The 17866-nt window shown below is 49.5% G+C and carries 12 protein-coding genes, 16 tRNA genes and 2 rRNA genes; 24 read left to right on the forward strand and 6 right to left on the reverse strand.

Annotated elements, in window-relative coordinates; genetic code table 11:
• Positions 1–32: 32 nt before the first annotated feature.
• From SNR34_RS01895 to SNR34_RS01990, 20 genes are all read left to right on the forward strand, one after another.
• Positions 33–2958 (forward strand): 23S ribosomal RNA (locus tag SNR34_RS01895).
• A 75-nt stretch (positions 2959–3033) separates the two neighbouring features.
• Positions 3034–3150: ribosomal RNA gene (gene rrf, locus SNR34_RS01900) — 5S ribosomal RNA — on the forward strand.
• A gap of 39 nt (positions 3151–3189) precedes the next feature.
• Positions 3190–3266, forward strand: a tRNA-Ile gene (locus tag SNR34_RS01905).
• 34 nt (positions 3267–3300) lie between these two features.
• Positions 3301–3376: transfer RNA gene (locus tag SNR34_RS01910), tRNA-Ala, on the forward strand.
• Between the two features lie 9 nt (positions 3377–3385).
• Positions 3386–3457 (forward strand) — tRNA-Glu (locus tag SNR34_RS01915).
• A gap of 9 nt (positions 3458–3466) precedes the next feature.
• Positions 3467–3542: transfer RNA gene (locus SNR34_RS01920), tRNA-Val, on the forward strand.
• 5 nt (positions 3543–3547) lie between these two features.
• Positions 3548–3623 (forward strand) — tRNA-Thr (locus SNR34_RS01925).
• Positions 3624–3633: 10 nt separating this feature from the next.
• Positions 3634–3711, forward strand: a tRNA-Asp gene (locus SNR34_RS01930).
• 187 nt (positions 3712–3898) lie between these two features.
• A tRNA-Phe gene (locus tag SNR34_RS01935) sits at positions 3899–3971 on the forward strand.
• A gap of 11 nt (positions 3972–3982) precedes the next feature.
• Positions 3983–4068: transfer RNA gene (locus SNR34_RS01940), tRNA-Tyr, on the forward strand.
• 9 nt (positions 4069–4077) lie between these two features.
• A tRNA-Trp gene (locus SNR34_RS01945) sits at positions 4078–4151 on the forward strand.
• Positions 4152–4168: 17 nt separating this feature from the next.
• A tRNA-Lys gene (locus SNR34_RS01950) sits at positions 4169–4244 on the forward strand.
• A 10-nt stretch (positions 4245–4254) separates the two neighbouring features.
• Positions 4255–4342 (forward strand) — tRNA-Leu (locus tag SNR34_RS01955).
• Between the two features lie 7 nt (positions 4343–4349).
• Positions 4350–4424 (forward strand) — tRNA-Gly (locus tag SNR34_RS01960).
• 5 nt (positions 4425–4429) lie between these two features.
• Positions 4430–4506: transfer RNA gene (locus tag SNR34_RS01965), tRNA-Arg, on the forward strand.
• A 13-nt stretch (positions 4507–4519) separates the two neighbouring features.
• Positions 4520–4598: transfer RNA gene (locus tag SNR34_RS01970), tRNA-Leu, on the forward strand.
• A gap of 6 nt (positions 4599–4604) precedes the next feature.
• Positions 4605–4678, forward strand: a tRNA-Pro gene (locus tag SNR34_RS01975).
• 13 nt (positions 4679–4691) lie between these two features.
• Positions 4692–4762: transfer RNA gene (locus tag SNR34_RS01980), tRNA-Gly, on the forward strand.
• A 653-nt stretch (positions 4763–5415) separates the two neighbouring features.
• A complete protein-coding gene (gene cdaS, locus SNR34_RS01985; protein ID WP_236417758.1) occupies positions 5416–6045 on the forward strand; it encodes a sporulation-specific diadenylate cyclase CdaS in 630 nt (209 codons plus the stop codon).
• 203 nt (positions 6046–6248) lie between these two features.
• On the forward strand, positions 6249–7355 hold the full coding sequence (locus SNR34_RS01990) for a Glu/Leu/Phe/Val family dehydrogenase (protein ID WP_486181020.1): 1107 nt from the start codon (positions 6249–6251) through the stop codon (positions 7353–7355).
• Positions 7356–7430: 75 nt separating this feature from the next.
• On the opposite strand, the gene SNR34_RS01995 is transcribed toward SNR34_RS01990, so the two are convergent.
• Positions 7431–8636 carry an MFS transporter gene (locus SNR34_RS01995; protein ID WP_486182383.1) on the reverse strand — a complete coding sequence of 402 codons (1206 nt, stop codon included), beginning with the start codon at positions 8634–8636 and terminating at the stop codon, positions 7431–7433.
• Between the two features lie 258 nt (positions 8637–8894).
• Between SNR34_RS01995 and SNR34_RS02000 the strand changes: the two genes are divergently transcribed.
• Entirely contained in the window at positions 8895–9473 is a 579-nt protein-coding gene (locus SNR34_RS02000; RefSeq protein WP_236417753.1) for a TetR/AcrR family transcriptional regulator, read from the forward strand.
• A 74-nt stretch (positions 9474–9547) separates the two neighbouring features.
• Here the strand turns inward: SNR34_RS02000 and SNR34_RS02005 are convergent, their stop codons facing one another.
• On the reverse strand, positions 9548–10663 hold the full coding sequence (locus SNR34_RS02005) for an LLM class flavin-dependent oxidoreductase (protein ID WP_339275715.1): 1116 nt from the start codon (positions 10661–10663) through the stop codon (positions 9548–9550).
• 362 nt (positions 10664–11025) lie between these two features.
• Here SNR34_RS02005 and SNR34_RS02010 point away from each other — a divergent pair, with 362 nt between their 5' ends.
• The 3 genes from SNR34_RS02010 (at position 11026) to SNR34_RS02020 (ending at position 14544) form a co-directional block, all read left to right on the forward strand.
• On the forward strand, positions 11026–12414 hold the full coding sequence (locus SNR34_RS02010) for a helix-turn-helix domain-containing protein (RefSeq protein WP_343262230.1): 1389 nt from the start codon (positions 11026–11028) through the stop codon (positions 12412–12414).
• Between the two features lie 322 nt (positions 12415–12736).
• Positions 12737–14107 carry a helix-turn-helix domain-containing protein gene (locus tag SNR34_RS02015; protein ID WP_486181021.1) on the forward strand — a complete coding sequence of 457 codons (1371 nt, stop codon included), beginning with the start codon at positions 12737–12739 and terminating at the stop codon, positions 14105–14107.
• 248 nt (positions 14108–14355) lie between these two features.
• The gene (locus tag SNR34_RS02020; RefSeq protein ID WP_236417742.1) at positions 14356–14544 is read left to right on the forward strand and encodes an aspartyl-phosphate phosphatase Spo0E family protein; all 189 of its coding nucleotides are present in this window, start codon (positions 14356–14358) and stop codon (positions 14542–14544) included.
• A gap of 129 nt (positions 14545–14673) precedes the next feature.
• Here SNR34_RS02020 and SNR34_RS02025 read toward each other — a convergent pair whose 3' ends face one another.
• From SNR34_RS02025 to SNR34_RS02040, 4 genes are all read right to left on the reverse strand, one after another.
• Positions 14674–15324 carry an amino acid ABC transporter permease gene (locus SNR34_RS02025; protein WP_236417740.1) on the reverse strand — a complete coding sequence of 217 codons (651 nt, stop codon included), beginning with the start codon at positions 15322–15324 and terminating at the stop codon, positions 14674–14676.
• 33 nt (positions 15325–15357) lie between these two features.
• Positions 15358–16083 carry an amino acid ABC transporter permease gene (locus SNR34_RS02030; RefSeq protein ID WP_343262231.1) on the reverse strand — a complete coding sequence of 242 codons (726 nt, stop codon included), beginning with the start codon at positions 16081–16083 and terminating at the stop codon, positions 15358–15360.
• 107 nt (positions 16084–16190) lie between these two features.
• Positions 16191–17024, reverse strand: coding sequence for a transporter substrate-binding domain-containing protein (locus SNR34_RS02035; RefSeq protein WP_486181022.1), 834 nt, complete (start codon positions 17022–17024; stop codon positions 16191–16193).
• Between the two features lie 41 nt (positions 17025–17065).
• Positions 17066–17806 carry an amino acid ABC transporter ATP-binding protein gene (locus SNR34_RS02040; protein ID WP_290371467.1) on the reverse strand — a complete coding sequence of 247 codons (741 nt, stop codon included), beginning with the start codon at positions 17804–17806 and terminating at the stop codon, positions 17066–17068.
• Between the last annotated feature and the right edge of the window lie 60 nt (positions 17807–17866).

Consider the following 17866-nt stretch of genomic DNA (forward strand, 5'->3'; position numbering starts at 1 on the left):
TAGTGAAAACTGCATTGCTCATCCGAGCAATTGGTTAAGCTACTAAGAGCACACGGAGGATGCCTAGGCGCTAGGAGCCGATGAAGGACGTGGCGAACAACGATACTGCCTCGGGGAGCTGTAAGCAAGCTTTGATCCGGGGATGTCCGAATGGGGAAACCCAGCTGGCGTAATACCCAGTTACTCTTGTCTGAATACATAGGGCAGGAGAGGCATACCAGGGGAACTGAAACATCTAAGTACCCTGAGGAAGAGAAAACAATAGTGATTCCGTCAGTAGCGGCGAGCGAACGCGGAACAGCCCAAACCAGGGAGCTTGCTCTCTGGGGTTGTGGGACGTCTCACATGGAGTTACAAAGGAGCCGGTTAAACGAAGAGGTCTGGAAAGGCCCGCCATAGAAGGTAAAAGCCCTGTAATTGAAAGTCTGCTCCCTCCGAGACGGATCCCGAGTAGTGCGGGGCACGTGAAACCCCGTATGAATCCGGCAGGACCATCTGCCAAGGCTAAATACTTCCTAGCGACCGATAGTGAAGCAGTACCGTGAGGGAAAGGTGAAAAGCACCCCGGAAGGGGAGTGAAATAGAACCTGAAACCGTGTGCTTACAAGAAGTCAGAGCCCATTTTAGGGGTGATGGCGTGCCTTTTGTAGAATGAACCGGCGAGTTACGTTCCCGTGCAAGGTTAAGGTGAGAAGCCGGAGCCGCAGCGAAAGCGAGTCTGAATAGGGCGACATAGTACGTGGACGTAGACCCGAAACCGGGTGATCTACCCCTGTCCAGGGTGAAGGTGCGGTAACACGCACTGGAGGCCCGAACCCACGCACGTTGAAAAGTGCGGGGATGAGGTGGGGGTAGCGGAGAAATTCCAATCGAACTCGGAGATAGCTGGTTCTCCCCGAAATAGCTTTAGGGCTAGCCTCGGAAAACAGAGTCGTGGAGGTAGAGCACTGATTGGGTGCGGGGCCCGCAAGGGTTACCAAGCTCAGTCAAACTCCGAATGCCATAGACTTACTTCCGGGAGTCAGACAGTGAGTGCTAAGATCCATTGTCAAAAGGGAAACAGCCCAGACCATCAGCTAAGGTCCCCAAGTGTGTGTTAAGTGGGAAAGGATGTGGAGTTGCACAGACAACCAGGATGTTGGCTTAGAAGCAGCCATCATTGAAAGAGTGCGTAATAGCTCACTGGTCGAGTGACTCTGCGCCGAAAATGTAACGGGGCTAAACACACCACCGAAGCTATGGCTTGATCTTATGATCAGGGGTAGGGGAGCGTTGTATAAGGGTTGAAGGTGTACCGTAAGGAGCGCTGGACATTATACAAGTGAGAATGCCGGTATGAGTAACGAAAAGATCAGTGAGAATCTGATCCGCCGAAAGCCTAAGGGTTCCTGAGGAAGGTTCGTCCGCTCAGGGTAAGTCGGGACCTAAGGCGAGGCCGAAAGGCGTAGTCGAAGGACAACAGGTCGAAATTCCTGTACCACCGTAAATCGTTACGAGCGATGGGGGGACGCAGTAGGGTAGTGACGCAGGCTGATGGATGCCTGTCCAAGCAGTGAGGCTGGTTAGTAGGCAAATCCGCTAACCGCAAGGCTGAGCTGTGATGGGGAGTGAAAATTACAGTAGCGAAGGTCATGATCTCACACTGCCAAGAAAAGCCTCTAGCCAGATGAAGGTGCCCGTACCGCAAACCGACACAGGTAGGCGAGAAGAGAATTCTAAGGCGCGCGGAAGAACTCTCGTTAAGGAACTCGGCAAAATGACCCCGTAACTTCGGGAGAAGGGGTGCCCCGGTAGTGTGAATAGCACGAGGGGGCCGCAGTGAAAAGGCCCAAGCGACTGTTTAGCAAAAACACAGGTCTGTGCGAAGCCGTAAGGCGAAGTATACGGGCTGACGCCTGCCCGGTGCTGGAAGGTTAAGGGGAGCGGTTAGGGATTTATCCCGAAGCTGTGAACCGAAGCCCCAGTAAACGGCGGCCGTAACTATAACGGTCCTAAGGTAGCGAAATTCCTTGTCAGGTAAATTCTGACCCGCACGAATGGCGTAACGACTTGGGCGCTGTCTCAACGAGAGATCCGGTGAAATTTTAATACCTGTGAAGATGCAGGTTACCCGCGACAAGACGGAAAGACCCCATGGAGCTTTACTGCAGCTTGATATTGAATTTGGGTACGATCTGTACAGGATAGGTGGGAGCCTGAGAAGCATGAGCGCCAGCTTGTGTGGAGGCACCGTTGGGATACCACCCTGATCGTATCTAGGTTCTAACCTGGTGCCCTAATCGGGTACGGGGACAGTGTCAGGTGGGCAGTTTGACTGGGGCGGTCGCCTCCTAAAGAGTAACGGAGGCGCCCAAAGGTTCCCTCAGAATGGTTGGAAATCATTCGAAGAGTGCAAAGGCATAAGGGAGCTTGACTGCGAGACCTACAAGTCGAGCAGGGACGAAAGTCGGGCTTAGTGATCCGGTGGTACCGCATGGAAGGGCCATCGCTCAACGGATAAAAGCTACCCTGGGGATAACAGGCTTATCTCCCCCAAGAGTCCACATCGACGGGGAGGTTTGGCACCTCGATGTCGGCTCATCGCATCCTGGGGCTGAAGTAGGTCCCAAGGGTTGGGCTGTTCGCCCATTAAAGCGGTACGCGAGCTGGGTTCAGAACGTCGTGAGACAGTTCGGTCCCTATCTGTCGTGGGCGTAGGAAATTTGAGAGGAGCTGTCCTTAGTACGAGAGGACCGGGATGGACGTACCGCTGGTGTACCAGTTGTTCCGCCAGGAGCACCGCTGGGTAGCTATGTACGGACGGGATAAGCGCTGAAAGCATCTAAGCGTGAAGCCCCCCTCAAGATGAGATTTCCCAGTATGTAAGACCCCTTGAAGACGACGAGGTAGATAGGCTGGGGGTGGAAGTGCAGCAATGCATGGAGCTGACCAGTACTAATCGGTCGAGGGCTTATCCAAGAAATGCAGGTTCTAAGATCGCAGATTTCGTTTCGAATCCAGTTTTCAGAGAGCAATCTCTGAACTGAAAAATCGTTTGGTGGCGATGGCGGAGGGGTTCCACACGTTCCCATCCCGAACACGACCGTTAAGCCCTCTAGCGCCGATGGTACTTGGACCGCAGGGTCCTGGGAGAGTAGGAAGCCGCCAAGCGAAACCCCTTAAGGGGCTTTTTTTTCGCCTTATTTGCTTGGGCCCTTAGCTCAGTTGGTTAGAGCGCACCTCTGATAAGGGTGAGGTCGGTGGTTCGAGTCCACCAGGGCCCACCATTTAACTTACAAATCAATAAATCCTACATATTATGGGGCCATAGCTCAGCTGGGAGAGCGCCTGCCTTGCAAGCAGGAGGTCAGCGGTTCGATCCCGCTTGGCTCCACCATTATATCAAGGCCCGTTGGTCAAGGGGTTAAGACACCTCCCTTTCACGGAGGTAACAGGGGTTCGAATCCCCTACGGGTCATAGTAGTATGGAGGCTTAGCTCAGCTGGGAGAGCATCTGCCTTACAAGCAGAGGGTCGGGGGTTCGATCCCCTCAGCCTCCACCATATACGCCGGTGTAGCTCAACTGGTAGAGCAACTGACTTGTAATCAGTAGGTTGGGGGTTCAAGTCCTCTCGCCGGCACCATTTAGTGCCTGGAACCGTGGTGTAGTTGGCCTAACATGCCTGCCTGTCACGCAGGAGATCGCGGGTTCGAATCCCGTCGGTTCCGCCACTTTGAATATTCAGCAGGGATGAGAATCCGTAAATGGGTTCGTCGAAGCATTCACTTCGAGAGCATAAGCTGCGCAGTCTCGAACGAAGTGAGAGTATCCCGTCGGTTCCGCCACTTGAATATTCATCAGGGATGGCAATTCGGTATTGGGTTTGTCAATTCCGCTTTTATCTTTATAAACGAATATGGCTCGGTAGCTCAGTCGGTAGAGCAGAGGACTGAAAATCCTCGTGTCGGCGGTTCGATTCCGTCCCGAGCCACCTTATATTGTGGAGGCTTAGCGAAGTGGCCAAACGCATCAGACTGTAAATCTGCTCCCGTACGGGTTCGGTGGTTCGAATCCATCAGCCTCCACCATTATTTTATAGGGGCATAGTTTAAAGGTAGAACAGCGGTCTCCAAAACCGTTAGTGTGGGTTCAATTCCTGCTGCCCCTGCCAGAGAATTTTTTTAGTAAGAGCCATTAGCTCAGTTGGTAGAGCACCTGACTTTTAATCAGGGTGTCGAAGGTTCGAGTCCTTCATGGCTCACCAGTTATATTATGCGGTCGTGGCGGAATTGGCAGACGCGCACGGTTCAGGTCCGTGTGGGCTAACCCCCCGTGGAGGTTCGAGTCCTCTCGACCGCACCAATCATATGCGGACGTGGCTCAGCGGTAGAGCATCGCCTTGCCAAGGCGAGGGTCGCGGGTTCGATTCCCGTCGTCCGCTCCAAATATGCGCCCTTAGCTCAGCTGGATAGAGCGTTTGACTACGAATCAAAAGGTCGGGAGTTCGAATCTCTCAGGGCGCGCCATTTAATTAAATAAGCCGGTGTGGCGGAATGGCAGACGCGCTCGACTCAAAATCGAGTGGGAAACCGTGGAGGTTCGAGTCCTCTCACCGGTATGTTTTCGGGATGTAGCTCAGCTTGGTAGAGCACCTGGTTTGGGACCAGGGGGTCGCATGTTCAAATCGTGTCATCCCGATTTTTTATAGGATGCGGGTGTAGTTCAATGGTAGAACTCCAGCCTTCCAAGCTGGTAGCGTGGGTTCGATTCCCATCACCCGCTTAAATTTTTTTGAGACCCTTGTGCGACAAGGGTTTTTTCTTTGCGTAAATTTCGACATACTGATCTCGAAGCAGCATGTCCGCGGTATGCCGTATCCTCAATCCTCGGAGCGATGCCAACCAGGGAGGAATATTCAATTCCACATCCTAGAATTCGGTATCTGTACCGGCCCATCCACAGTTCTGATTTTCGCCCGATCCTCCTAAAGAGTGGAACAACATATTATAAACGCAAAAAGAAATGTAGAAGTATTTAAGAATGCCACGATCCCTGGAGGCGACGCCCTCGATCCTGGAACCCCAATAGTAGTCCAATTCGTCGTCTCTTAATGGTCTGTTTTTAAATTAATGCAAGAAGGATCTGCTTCGCATTTAGACGAACGGGTCCTTTTCTCGATCTTTTGTACGTTTGACAACCATAGACTTCGACCATCACCCAACTTATATTTAAAACACAAAAAAGCTTTTGCGCTGCAAGGGCTTTTTTTGTTGCTTATAGGTGGTGTTCCACCCTGGTAAAAAAGTACCTTTGTTATGATGGCGGAACAGATTATGTAGCATTGCATAGATTGAATGGGCTTATGGGCACGTTAATGAACATTAGGTACCGTGAACGTTGGAAAGGATGAAGACATCACGAAGGAGGAACATTCCATGATCCATCAGCAGGCAGATTGCGACAGTTCATCCATGCGGCAAAAATTGAAGGAGGATCTTCGGCGCGTGGCGAACCGCATGAATGAGACATTGACGCGTTTCGATCAGGATAGCGTCTGTTTGCTGGCACAGTTTGCGGAGATTCGGAACGAGATCAAGAGGGTCGAGGTGCTGGCTGCCTCCTTTTATCTGGACTGCTATTTGTCACCCTTCACGGAGAAATTTGCCGAACTGACGGTGAGTGTGCAGCATTTGTCGGATCGCAGATATGGTGCGTTGATTGTGATCGAACGCGAAATATCGCTTGAGAAGATTATCCATTCCGGCGTTGCCGTGGATGCGAAAGTCACGCATGCCTTGCTGGAATCGCTTTTTATTCCGGGTGCTCCGTTACACGACGGTGCCGTGTTGATTCGTGGCAACCAGATCGTGTCGGCCGGCAACGTGCTTCCCGTCTCGCAGGCCGACGCCATTGGAGGAAAGTTGGGAACCCGTCACCGGGCCGCGCTGGGACTGAGTGAGCTGACGGACGCGATCGTGCTGGTCGTCTCCGAAGAGACGGGACAGGCTTCTTTTGCAGTCGACGGGGAGCTCCATCCAATCAACGTGATAGAGACGATTCAGTAAAGGTTAGGGCCTGCACGGAAAGGAAATATATTGCCCCCAGAAATAAGTAATCCATTCTGACATTAGAAAGCTAGTATGAATATGATCTTTACATGGTTGGTGTCATTGTAATGGAAATAATGAATCGCGTGCGCAACAGAGAGGAGTCAAAAAGACAGAATGATTGATTCGATCGCAAAAACGGTTTGAGGAGACGGTTAGCCATGAATTGGTTTGAAGCAATGGAACGCCATGATTACGAGGAGCTCGTCTTGTGTCAGGATAAATCATCCGGATTGAAGGCGATCATCGCTATCCATGACACAACGCTTGGACCTGCACTGGGCGGGACGCGAATGTGGACATATGCCTCCGAAGATGCAGCCATTGAAGATGCACTGCGGCTTGCCCGCGGAATGACGTACAAACATGCCGTATCCGGCCTGAACCTGGGCGGAGGAAAGGCAGTTATTATCGGGGACCCGCGACGGGACAAAAATGAAGCGATGTTTCGCGCTTTCGGCAGATACGTTCAAGGGTTGAACGGCCGTTATGTGACTGCGGAAGACGTCGGTACGACCGAGGAAGACATGAACCTGATTTATCAGGAGACGGACTACGTTACGGGCATCTCCCCGAGTTACGGTTCATCCGGTAATCCTTCTCCGGCGACGGCCTGGGGCGTATATCGGGGAATGAAGGCAGCAGCCAAGGAGGCACTCGGCACCGATTTACTGGAAGGCAAAACGATAGCCGTGCAAGGCATCGGAAACGTGGCCATGCGTTTATGCGAGTATTTGCATGAGGAGGGAGCCCGCCTGATCGTGACGGATATCCATAAAGACGCTGTGCAGGAAGCGGTGAACCGTTTTGGCGCGACTGCCGTGGATCCCTCGGATATTACTGGCGTCGACTGCGATATTTATGCACCTTGCGCCCTTGGAGGCACCATCAATGACGACACACTTAGGACGCTGAAGGCAAAGGTTGTCGCTGGCTGTGCGAACAACCAGCTCTTGGAGACTCGGCACGGCGACCGACTTCACGAGATGGGCATCGTATATGCGCCTGACTACGTGATTAACGCAGGAGGCGTCATCAACATAGCCGATGAACTCAGCGGGTATAACCGGGAGAGGGCATGGAGCAAGATTGGGGAAATTTACGAAAATCTGGAGAAGGTTTTTGAAATTTCGCGGACGGAAGGTATAGCAACTTACATGGCGGCGGACCGTCTGGCTGAGCGTCGCATTGAATGGATGAAAAACGCGCGCAGTACGTTTCTGCAAAATGGGCATCACGCCCTGAGCTCCCGCAGATTGCGCCGATAAATCAGCATAAGCAAAAAATCAGGAGAGTCCCTTGCAGGATTCTCCTGATTTTTTATATGCGTCGAAACTAGAAGTTTACGGATTGACTGCGGCCTGAGCTTTTCTCTCCGTCAGATAGTAACCGAGAGCAAGCAGCGGCATAATCAATCCGATAAGCGTGGTAAGGCTCCATCCTCCGGCTGCATAAGACCAGCTGCCGAGTGTTGAGCCGATCGCCCCGCCGATAAAAAAGATCGACATGAAGATCCCATTCACGCGTCCGCGGGCATTGCCTGCCAGAGAATAGATCACGCGCTGTCCCAGAACCAGGTTGCCCGAAACGGCCATGTCCAGCGTGATGGCGACGACGACGAGCAGAGAGAGCGACAGGACGGAGTGGCCTTGGAACAGATAAGCGAGACCGAAGGATAGGGCAGCGACGACCATGGCGACTCCCGTCAATACTTTGGTCATGCCCCGGTCTGCCAGACGGCCTGCAATCGGAGCAGCCACGGCACCGCCCACACCAGCCAAAGCGAACCAGGCTATGCCTTGCTGAGACATATTGAAGTCATTAGCCAAACGCAGCGGAACGGTAGTCCAGAACAGGCTGAAGGCACCGAACAGGCTGGCCTGGTAGAAGGCGCGGCGACGGAGCATCGGCAGTGTTCTGAACAATTTGGCGAGCGATCCGATAAGTTGGCCGTAATTCATGACAGGCTCGGGTCTCCGGGTAGGCAGGGCCCGAGAGAGGAGCAGGGTCAGCAGAGCGATTACGACGGCCGAGAAAATGAAGACCGCATGCCATCCGAACAGGCTGGTGATGAAGCTTGCGACAGGGCGAGCGAGCATAATGCCGAGCAGCAGGCCGCTCATCACGTTGCCCACGACGCGCCCCCGCTGCTCTTCGGAAGTCAGGTACGTGGCGTACGGCACAAGAATCTGGGCGATCACGGAGCCGATTCCGATAATCAGCGAAGCTGACAGGAACAGCGATGCATTAGGTGCGAACGAAGCCACCATAAGTGCGACGATCAGAACAAGGAGAAGTATGGTGATCAGACGGCGATTTTCGGTAATGTCGCTAAGCGGCACGATAAAAAGCAATCCAAGGACGTACCCGATTTGGGTAATGGTGACGATCAGTCCGGCTGCGGCAGACGATAGCCCCGTGGCAGCGCTGATTGGGCCAATGACGGTTTGAGCATAATAGAGATTGGCCACGATGAGCCCGCATGCCGAGGCCAAAAGCAATATCATCCATGATGATACGGGCGCAGCCGGCTTCGAATTTTTGGTCATTTCCATGACGATCATCCTCCGTAATATTCAAATTGTTATTCGTATCGTTCGTTGCGAGTTAAAGATGAATTACTAAACGTTTAGTTCATTAATTATGGTTATATAATAAACTATACGTTTAGTATTGTAAATAGGCAAATCCATTTTTTCTGCATTCAAATTTGAAGCGGGGCGAAAATTGGTTGTGTCCGATTTCTTTTAGTATAATGAACGTACATTATATGGATGATTAGTTTATAGGTTTGGGGAGGACTATCGATGACTGCCAAAAGAGGGCGCCCTCGCAACATGGAAACCCAGAACGCTATTCTGACCGCATCGTACGAGCTGCTGCTTGAACTCGGATTCGCGGCGGTTACGGTGGAGAAAATTGCTGAACGGGCGCAAGTGAGCAAGGCAACGATCTATAAATGGTGGCCGAACAAAGGCGCAGTAATTATGGACGGATACATGAATGCGGCCACGGCACGGCTTCCCGTTCCCGATACGGGAACCGTATTCGAAGATTTGCGCATTCATGCCGCCAATCTCGTCGTTTTTCTGACGAGCCGTGAGGGGAAAATGATTACTGAAATTATTGGAGAAGGACAACTCGATCCTGCGCTAGCCGAAGAATACAGAAGCAGGTATATCCGCCCTAGAAGGCAGGAAGCTTGGGGGATCATCGAGAAAGGCGTGAAACGCGGAGAATTGAGAGCCGATGCCAACATCGGATTGTATATCGATATGATCTATGGACCGGTTTTCTATCGAATGCTCGTTACGGGGGAAGGCATCTTGGAGAGCGACATCCTGGAGCTTCTGGACTCGTTATTTGAGGGGATTCGCGTTACATAGCGATTGTTCGGCCAAAAGATTAAGGGACGATTCCATGGAATCGCCCCTAGTTTGCGTGGGGAAGAGGACAAATATCATACCTGAAAAATCGGGGAAATGGCAGGAGGGATGCCGACAGAGGACGAAGTGGAGTCATGCTCATTCAGAATCGGGGGTGTGCTCCACACCTGACTGGGGATTTCCCTCCGTAAAATGGGAGCCACTTCTTCAGCGAAACGCTGTACTTGCTCTAACTGCTCCTGATGGCTCAGGCCGTCCACGCTGATGCTTAGCACCTGATGGCCAAATGCCTGGTGGTAATCCAGAATTTTTTCGACGATCTGCTCCGGGCTTCCAATCAGTACCGGGCCGTTAGCGATGTTATCCTCCAGGTCCTTGAAAGGCGACTGGTTATGCTGAGCGGCGGCTGTTGCATGAAATGCCTCGTAGTAGGGCTTGTATCGGCGTATGGCTTCCTCGCGCGTATCTGCCAAATACAGGCTGCCTGCTCCGGAGCCTATAAGCGCTTTGCCGGCATCGTGGCCGTAGTGCTCAAGGCGTTCTCGATAATGATCAATCAGCGCCTTGTATTTGGCTTGGGGATGGAAGGAATTCGAAGTGAACAAAGGCTCCCCATGTTTGGCTGCAAGCTCGGTAGACAGGGTGCTGGATGCACTGCCATGCCAAACAGGGATGGTTTGCTGATAAGGCCTTGGCTGGGTTGTGACTTCATGTAATGGTGGGCGGTATTTTCCGTTCCAGGTGACGCTCTCTTCCGTCCAAAGCCGTTTCAGCAGCTCGTATCGTTCTCCTAGAGATTCCCATTGATCCTCTTCACGGATGCCGAACAGCGGATAATGCCGGGGATCGTTGCCTTTGCCGATGATTAGCTCCAGGCGTCCGCCGGAGAAGTGGTCAAGCGTGGCGTAATCCTCGGCTACACGCACGGGGTCAAGCACGCTAAGCACGGTTACCGTCGTCAGCAAACGAATGCGCGAAGTCGCGGCAGCCACCGCGGTTAACACGACGGGAGGGGAAGATGAGAGGAAGGGAGCGCCATGTCTCTCGCCGACCCCATATGCATCGAAGCCCAGCTTCTCCGCCAGGCGGGCCTGATCCAAAATGTTCAGGAACTTCTGCTGCGTGGTCAGGGCTTCGCCTGTTAACGCATTGGGCAGATTCATCATGAGGCTGAACAAGGCAAACTTCATTCCATCGTCTCCATATCCTATTGGAATAATTGGATAAGTTACTTTTTTAATGTACCATGGTCCGAATCAAACTTCTAATGGATTTTTTCTATAAGCAGCGGAAAAGGTGTAGAGTCAGATTCGAAGCCAGGTTATTTTGAATGCGTTGAGTACGGCTTCGCATATTAGCAGCCCGATCATGAACACGAGAAAATAATTTGATTAGTGACAAAAATCACTGAAAACGAACAGACATAGCATGAATGATATTGAAAAGGTAACGGAATTGCCACGATTTTTATTGACCACTGTAAAATTTAGGGTTAAAATTATTGTTATCATATAAATTCTAATTTCTGGATTTTATTGCGGGGGTGGGATGCATGGAACCTACAGCTACGATTCGCTCGACGATCGAGGATTACATCAGGAAACAGGGGTACACCCTGCAGTACTTTGCTGATATATCCGGTGTTAATGCAGGGACCTTGAGTGCCATCATCAAAGGGACAAGACCCATCGCCATGGCACAGCTTGACTTGCTGACGGAAGGCATGAAGCTGGAAGAGGGGCATTTTTACGAGCAGTATGGGGCCGAATGCTTCGTGGAAGCAGCCCCGCATTGGAGAAGGCTGGAGCCTTTCCTGCAGCGTTGTGCCGAATTGGACAAGCTGGATTGCATCCAGAACGTGATTCGCCAGGTAACGGACGACCGTTCGTACATTTCCGAGTTGTTCGAGATGGCGGAAGGCATGTTCGAGCGCGGACAGAACCAGGCGGCACTCATGCTCTACGAATGCGTTGCGGAGTGCGAGAAGTATCAACATTCCGAGCGTTTGGCACTCTGCCAATACCGGATTTTCACCTTGTCCTTGGGTCAGGATCAACATGCAAACCTGAGAGCGGCCGTGCATTTCGAGCCCTTCATCAATCGGCTGGATGAGGAGCGGCAGCTTGATGCGATCAAGGATCTGGCAAATACATATGGAGGGCTTAATCTATGGGATAAAGTTCTTCATCTTGCCAATGAACTCGAAGAAAGAGTAAACTTTATGGAGACCATATATAGGAAGAATTCGGATGTATCTCTGAACAGATTATCTAAATATCCATTATTCATATACAAGTATTACTCCTATTTAATGAAGTCGGTAGTTTTTGGTGAATATCAAGATTACGAAACAGCTTTAAGTTTCACAAAATTATACTCGGATATTCATGTGGAAAACGCGAGCTCCGAGGATCGATTATTTATTGAGAGATTTAAAGGCTGGGCAGAAGTCAACACATATCTTTTTCTATTGATGATGGGGAATTTGGAAGCGTTAAAGCCATACGTCAATTATATTGAAAATAATCCGGATGAATTATTACCGGGTTTAGTGAAAATATTAGAGGCTTCCAATATGTATGATATTAACATTGACCATGTTCTTACAAAATTTGATTCATTTATTTCTCTATTAAATGGCCCTGATCATCTGAATAGCATCTACAATACCGAAATCAGTAATGAGAGGCAAGTAAAGCTTCTAATGGAATTAGCTAAATATTATTTAAGAAGTTCAGATTCTATCGAAGGTTTCGTTCAATTGTTGAGTTGTTTGTCTCACGCAATCAGAATCAATGACCACAAAACCATTATTTATTGCGTAGGACTTTTTGAGAAAAATAGATCCAGTGCTCCAAATCATATTATTAATAGTTACAGACAACTGATTGAGGAGGTCTATAAAGGTTATGAGAAGAAAAAAAATATCTACGTCCATTAAGGTTTGTACGGTGGCAATGTTGACTTTCTCAATTACGTTGGATACTGTTTTAAGGCTGTTAAACCATGGATTTGGTGGAGTATGATGTATAAACCGTTATTACAACATAAGTTCGGGATTTATTAAAATTACGAGTATAGCGAAATGAAAAACAGTAACCCCTAACCTGAGGGGCTACTGTTTTTTTTGTTGAATTAACAGATCAACAGGTTTAAAATCGAGGATATAATTTACATTAATTATATTTATCGTTTATGTTTGCAGATTCGGGGTGGGACCATTGGGGCCAGAGGCTACGATTTGCTCGCAAATTGAAAGGCACATGAATAAGGAAGGTTACAAACTTCAGAGATTTTCAGAATTATCTGGAGTAAATGTTGGGACACTTAGCGCCATATTAAAAGGAAAAAGGCCGCTGTCTATGAATCAATTAGACAAAATTACTGCTGCTATGGGACTAGAGTTAGGTTTTTTTTACGAGAAATATGCAATAGAGAGTTTTGTTGAAGGAGAAACTCATTGGAGAAGGTTGGAGCCCTTTTTAAATCGGTGTGCTGAACTTAACAAGCTTCAGTGTATAAAAAAGGTTGTAACCCGTGCAACAGATGACCGTTCTTATATCAATCAGTTATTTAAGTTGGCTGAGAAATGGTACGAAACAGGGTTATACAAGGCTGCGCTTATTTTATACAAATGTGTCGCAGAGATCGAAAAATATCAGCACTCAGAAAAACTCGCTATATGTCACTACAGAATTTTTATCTTGTCTCTAGACTCTGATAGCAGAAAAAATCTCCGTTTAACGGCAGTTTTTGAGAAGTATGTTGATTGTCTGGATGAAGATCATAGGTTGGATGCGATAAAGGATCTTATGAATGTTTACTCTGCTTGTCTTGAACTTGATAAATTATACGATACTACGATTAAACTTGAAGAAGCTGTGCAGACAAGGAAAAAGTACACATCAAATAAAACTGTAGCAAAATCTAAATACCCGATTTTCGTTTACGAAGCATATGCATATTTAATGAGAGGCTCGTTTTTCAGTCATACTGAGCAATATGAAAAAGCTTTGTTATGTGTGGAACATTATCAGAGAATCACCTTAATTAATGATCCAACAAGAGAAGAATTGATACACATCAATAAATTTAGAGAATGGGCAAAGTTGAATAGTTTACTTTATAACGTGATGATGGGTAATATGACAAAATTAAGAGAATATATACAATGTATAATTGCGTATAAAGATGAAGAGCATATTGCGTTGGGACATATATTTAAAGCCGCGAATAAATATGATTATGATGTTGATTTTGTAATAATTCAATTCGAGGAACTGTTAAATAAATTCTACCATTTCCCTTTTGAGGGAGATGTAATGACATCGAATAAATTTGTAATTTCAATGTTTTACGAGCTTTCACGATATCATTTGCGAAAAAAAAGATACGATAAGGGTATAAGGTTCTTGCTTAAAAGCTTAGAAGCTGCTATCAATAATTGGGATTATTTTACGATTGTTAAATGTCTCGATCTCTACGGTGAGAATAGGGGCCATGCTACGTTAGAGCAAGAGAAAGAATATGACAGATTTCTTCAAACAATGTCTATGGAAACGCCTCGATACAAGAATTTCACCGCTGAGAGAGGTTTAGGTACTTGTGAGCGCAAAAAATATGGAACCAACTGAATGTCGGACGCTGACCGATGTTGGTTGGTTTTTTTTATTTGCTGAATATTTTCTTTTGGAGAGTTGTGAAAAATAAAGTAAATTTTTATCAGTGATTGGAAGTTTGTTGTTTGGTTATGTTTGAGGAGGGTGTCATTATTCTATGAAAAATTATTTTTGCAAACCATCATTTCAATTTGCAAAGGAAAAAAAGTTCAACTTTTTGGCAAACTATCTTAAAATGGATATAAGAAGGGGAGGGGCATGCTGTGAGAGTACCGAAACAGATTAGAGACCAAATCGAACAGAACCGGAAGGAACTAAGTCGTTTGGCGGCCGATCATGGCATGCACGACCAGAAAGTGCTGCACCAGTCTATGGTGCTGGACGAGCTTATTAATGAGTACTATCGTTTCGATTACCAAAAACGTATTCTGAACCATCAGCCGATCGCGTAGAGCCGTCGGTTTTTTTATTTTGCCAAATGAAAAGAGTCGAAAAACCGCCGATTGCATCATGCATTCGGCGGTTTTGTCATGGTATCGTTCATACATTCATCGGATACGTTATCGAGCCATGCGTTTTCCTCAATGGATACGGGCCTCAAGTCGTCGTGCCACGATCGACAACGTGTAGTTGATGATAAAATAGAGCGCGGTCGCCAGCAGCAGGGCCGGAATGACGTAATTGAAGCTTTGCCCGCCAAGAATCTGCACATTGCGCATCAGCTCCGGCAAGGAAATGATGATCGCAAGGGACGTATCCTTTAGCAGGGAGATGAACTGGCTGACCATGGGAGGAGACATGCGCCGCAAGGCTTGAGGCATAATGATGCTGCCTAGTGTCTGCATATAACTCAGGCCGGACGAGCGGGCTGCTTCAATCTGCCCTCGTTCAATGGAGTTCAGCCCGCTGCGAACGATCTCGGCGATCATGGCCCCCTCAAACAAACTCAAGCCCACAACGGTGGACCAAAATACGGGCAGTTTGATGCCGAGCTGCGGCAGGACGATATGGATGAAAAAAATGATCAGCAACAGCGGCAAATTGCGAATGATGTCCACGATGACCGCAGCAAGCTGCGACAGAACCGGAACCCGCATATACCGGATCGTTCCGAACACGGTTCCAAGCACGAAACTGAATACGATGGATAATCCGGCGACCTGGAGGGTTACCAGAAACCCCTGAAGCAGAAAGCGTAGATTGGGCCAAGCGTAAGCGCCGGCAAAGTCCATGGGATCGATCACCACCTTTGATAAAAGAATGCCTCACATCGTCGCTTGCTCCGAGCGCTTATTCGGTTTTCGGGAATGCTGATGTTTGGGCCGAATTCCGCCATCGCTTTTCCCGAGCCGCCGTTCCATGTAGTGCACAAGGAAGCTGAGCGGCAAGGTCAGGACCAGATAGAACAAGGCAACGATCGTATAAACGCTGAGCGGCTGGAACGTATCGGAGTTGACCAGGTCGGCGAAATACATCAGATCCATGCCAGCCACGACGGCCAGTATCGAGGAATTTTTGACCAGGTTGATAAATTGGTTGCCGATGGACGGCAGCACGATTTTGATTGCCTGCGGCAAGATGACCAGATTCATGGCCTGAATGTAGGAAAGACCCGATGACCGGGCGGCCTCCAGCTGCCCGCGCGGTACGGACTGAATGCCCGCGCGGATCGCTTCGGCGATAAACGCCGCAGTATAAATGGTCAGGCCAAGCGTGCCCGAGACGAAGCCGTCCAATGAAATGCCGAGTGCAGGCAGCCCGAGGTAAAAGAAAAACACGACCAGCAGCAGCGGGATGTTGCGAATGAACTCGACAAACGCGGTGCCGATCCAGTTAAGCGGCTTGACGGGAGCGATGCGAAAGACCGCAATGACCGCACCCAAAAGAAAACTGCCAACGAGGGCGATCAGGCTAATCTGGATCGTATTCAGGAAACCTTCAAGGAAGCGGTCCGAGTGCCTCGTCAGCACGCTGAAATCCAATGTTCCCATAACGTTAAACGCCTCCGTTCGTTGCGGGAGTGACACAGATGGGGTGAAGCAGGGCAGAGGACTGGTATCGGTTGATTGTCTGCAGACCTATCCGCCCTGCTGCTTGTTTACTCAGGCTTGCTGCCCAGCCACTTTTCATGCAGGGCATCGTATTCGCCGCTATCTTTCATGTTTTTGAGCAGGGTATTCACTTCCTCCACAAAGGCGCTGTCTCCCTTGCGGATGGCCATGCCGTAAGGTTCGCTGGTGAAATTGCCGCCGACGAGCTTATAGTTGTTATCGGATTGCTGCATGCCGATGAGGATGATATTGTCGGTGGTTAGCGCATCGCCTTTGCCGGCTTTGAGAGCGGTGAAGGCATCCTGATAGTTGTCGTATTCCAGCACCTCGGCGTCCGGTGCTTTTTCGCGAATGTTTTGCGCAGAGGTGGAGCCTTTCACCGCAAGCACTTTCACGCCTTTGCCAAGGCTATCCAGCCCGGTGATGGAGCTATCGTTTTTCACGAGAAGGGATTGCCCTGCTTCGAAATACACATCGCTGAAATCAACCTGCTCCTTACGCTCATCGGTAATGGTCATGGTTGCGATGATGATGTCGATGTCGCCGTTTTGCAGCATGGGGATGCGCGTTTTGGAGGTGACCTCTTTCAGCTCGACCTTGGTTTCGTCTCCGAGAATTTGCTTGGCGAGCGCTTTGGCAATATCGACGTCGAAGCCTTCGACGGCTCCGCTGGACGGGTCTTTGAGGCCAAACAGCTTGGTATCGTACTTCACCCCTGCGATGAGTTTGCCACGCTCTTTAATCTGTTCGATCGTGCCTTTGGCCGAGGAATCGTCGTCCCCGCCGTTCCCCGGTGAATCGCTCCCCGTATTACAACCGGAAAGAACAATAGAGAGCATCAGCACCAACATGAATGCAGGCCATTTCAACACGTTTTTCATTGGATCATACCCCTTTCGGATCGTGGATTTTCTCTGCTTTCCTAATGATGAATCAAGCGGCTAAGAAATTGTTGTGCACGTTCCTCCTTCGGTTGATCAAAAAAGTCGGCGGCAGCGGCTTCTTCCACAATTCTTCCTTCATCCATGAAAATAACCCGGTCCGCTACCTCGCGGGCAAAGCCCATCTCATGCGTCACGACGACCATGGTCATGCCATGATGGGCCAGGGAGCGCATGACGTCGAGCACTTCGCCGATCATCTCCGGATCGAGCGCGGAAGTGGGCTCGTCAAACAGCATGATTTTGGGCTCCATCGCGAGTCCTCGCGCAATTGCCACGCGCTGCTGCTGGCCTCCGGACAATTGGGAGGGATAGCTGTCGGCTTTGTCGGCAATGCCTACGCGGGTCAAATACTTCATGGCCGTGGCCGCGGCCTGGTCTTTGGATTGTTTGCGTACTTTGATGGGGGCAAGGGTGATGTTATCGATGACTTTTTTGTGAGGGTAGAGATTAAAGTGCTGGAATACCATGCCGATGTCGCGCCGGAAGAGGTTGATGTCCACCTTTTTGCCATGCAGGGCGACGCCGCTAACGAACAGTTCGCCTTCGGTGATCGTTTCCAGACGATTGATGCAGCGAAGCAGCGTGCTTTTGCCTGAGCCCGAAGGGCCGATGATCACGACGACCTCGCCCTCGGCAATGGTGAGATGGATATCTTTGAGGACATGAAATTGACCATAATGCTTCTGAACACCCCTGAATTCAATCAAAATACATCCCATCCTTTCTGCTGTTTTGGTGTGACAGGAAATTTTAGGGATTAAATGGAATTGGTTATTCTA

This window comes from Paenibacillus sp. XP01 (assembly GCF_057364885.1).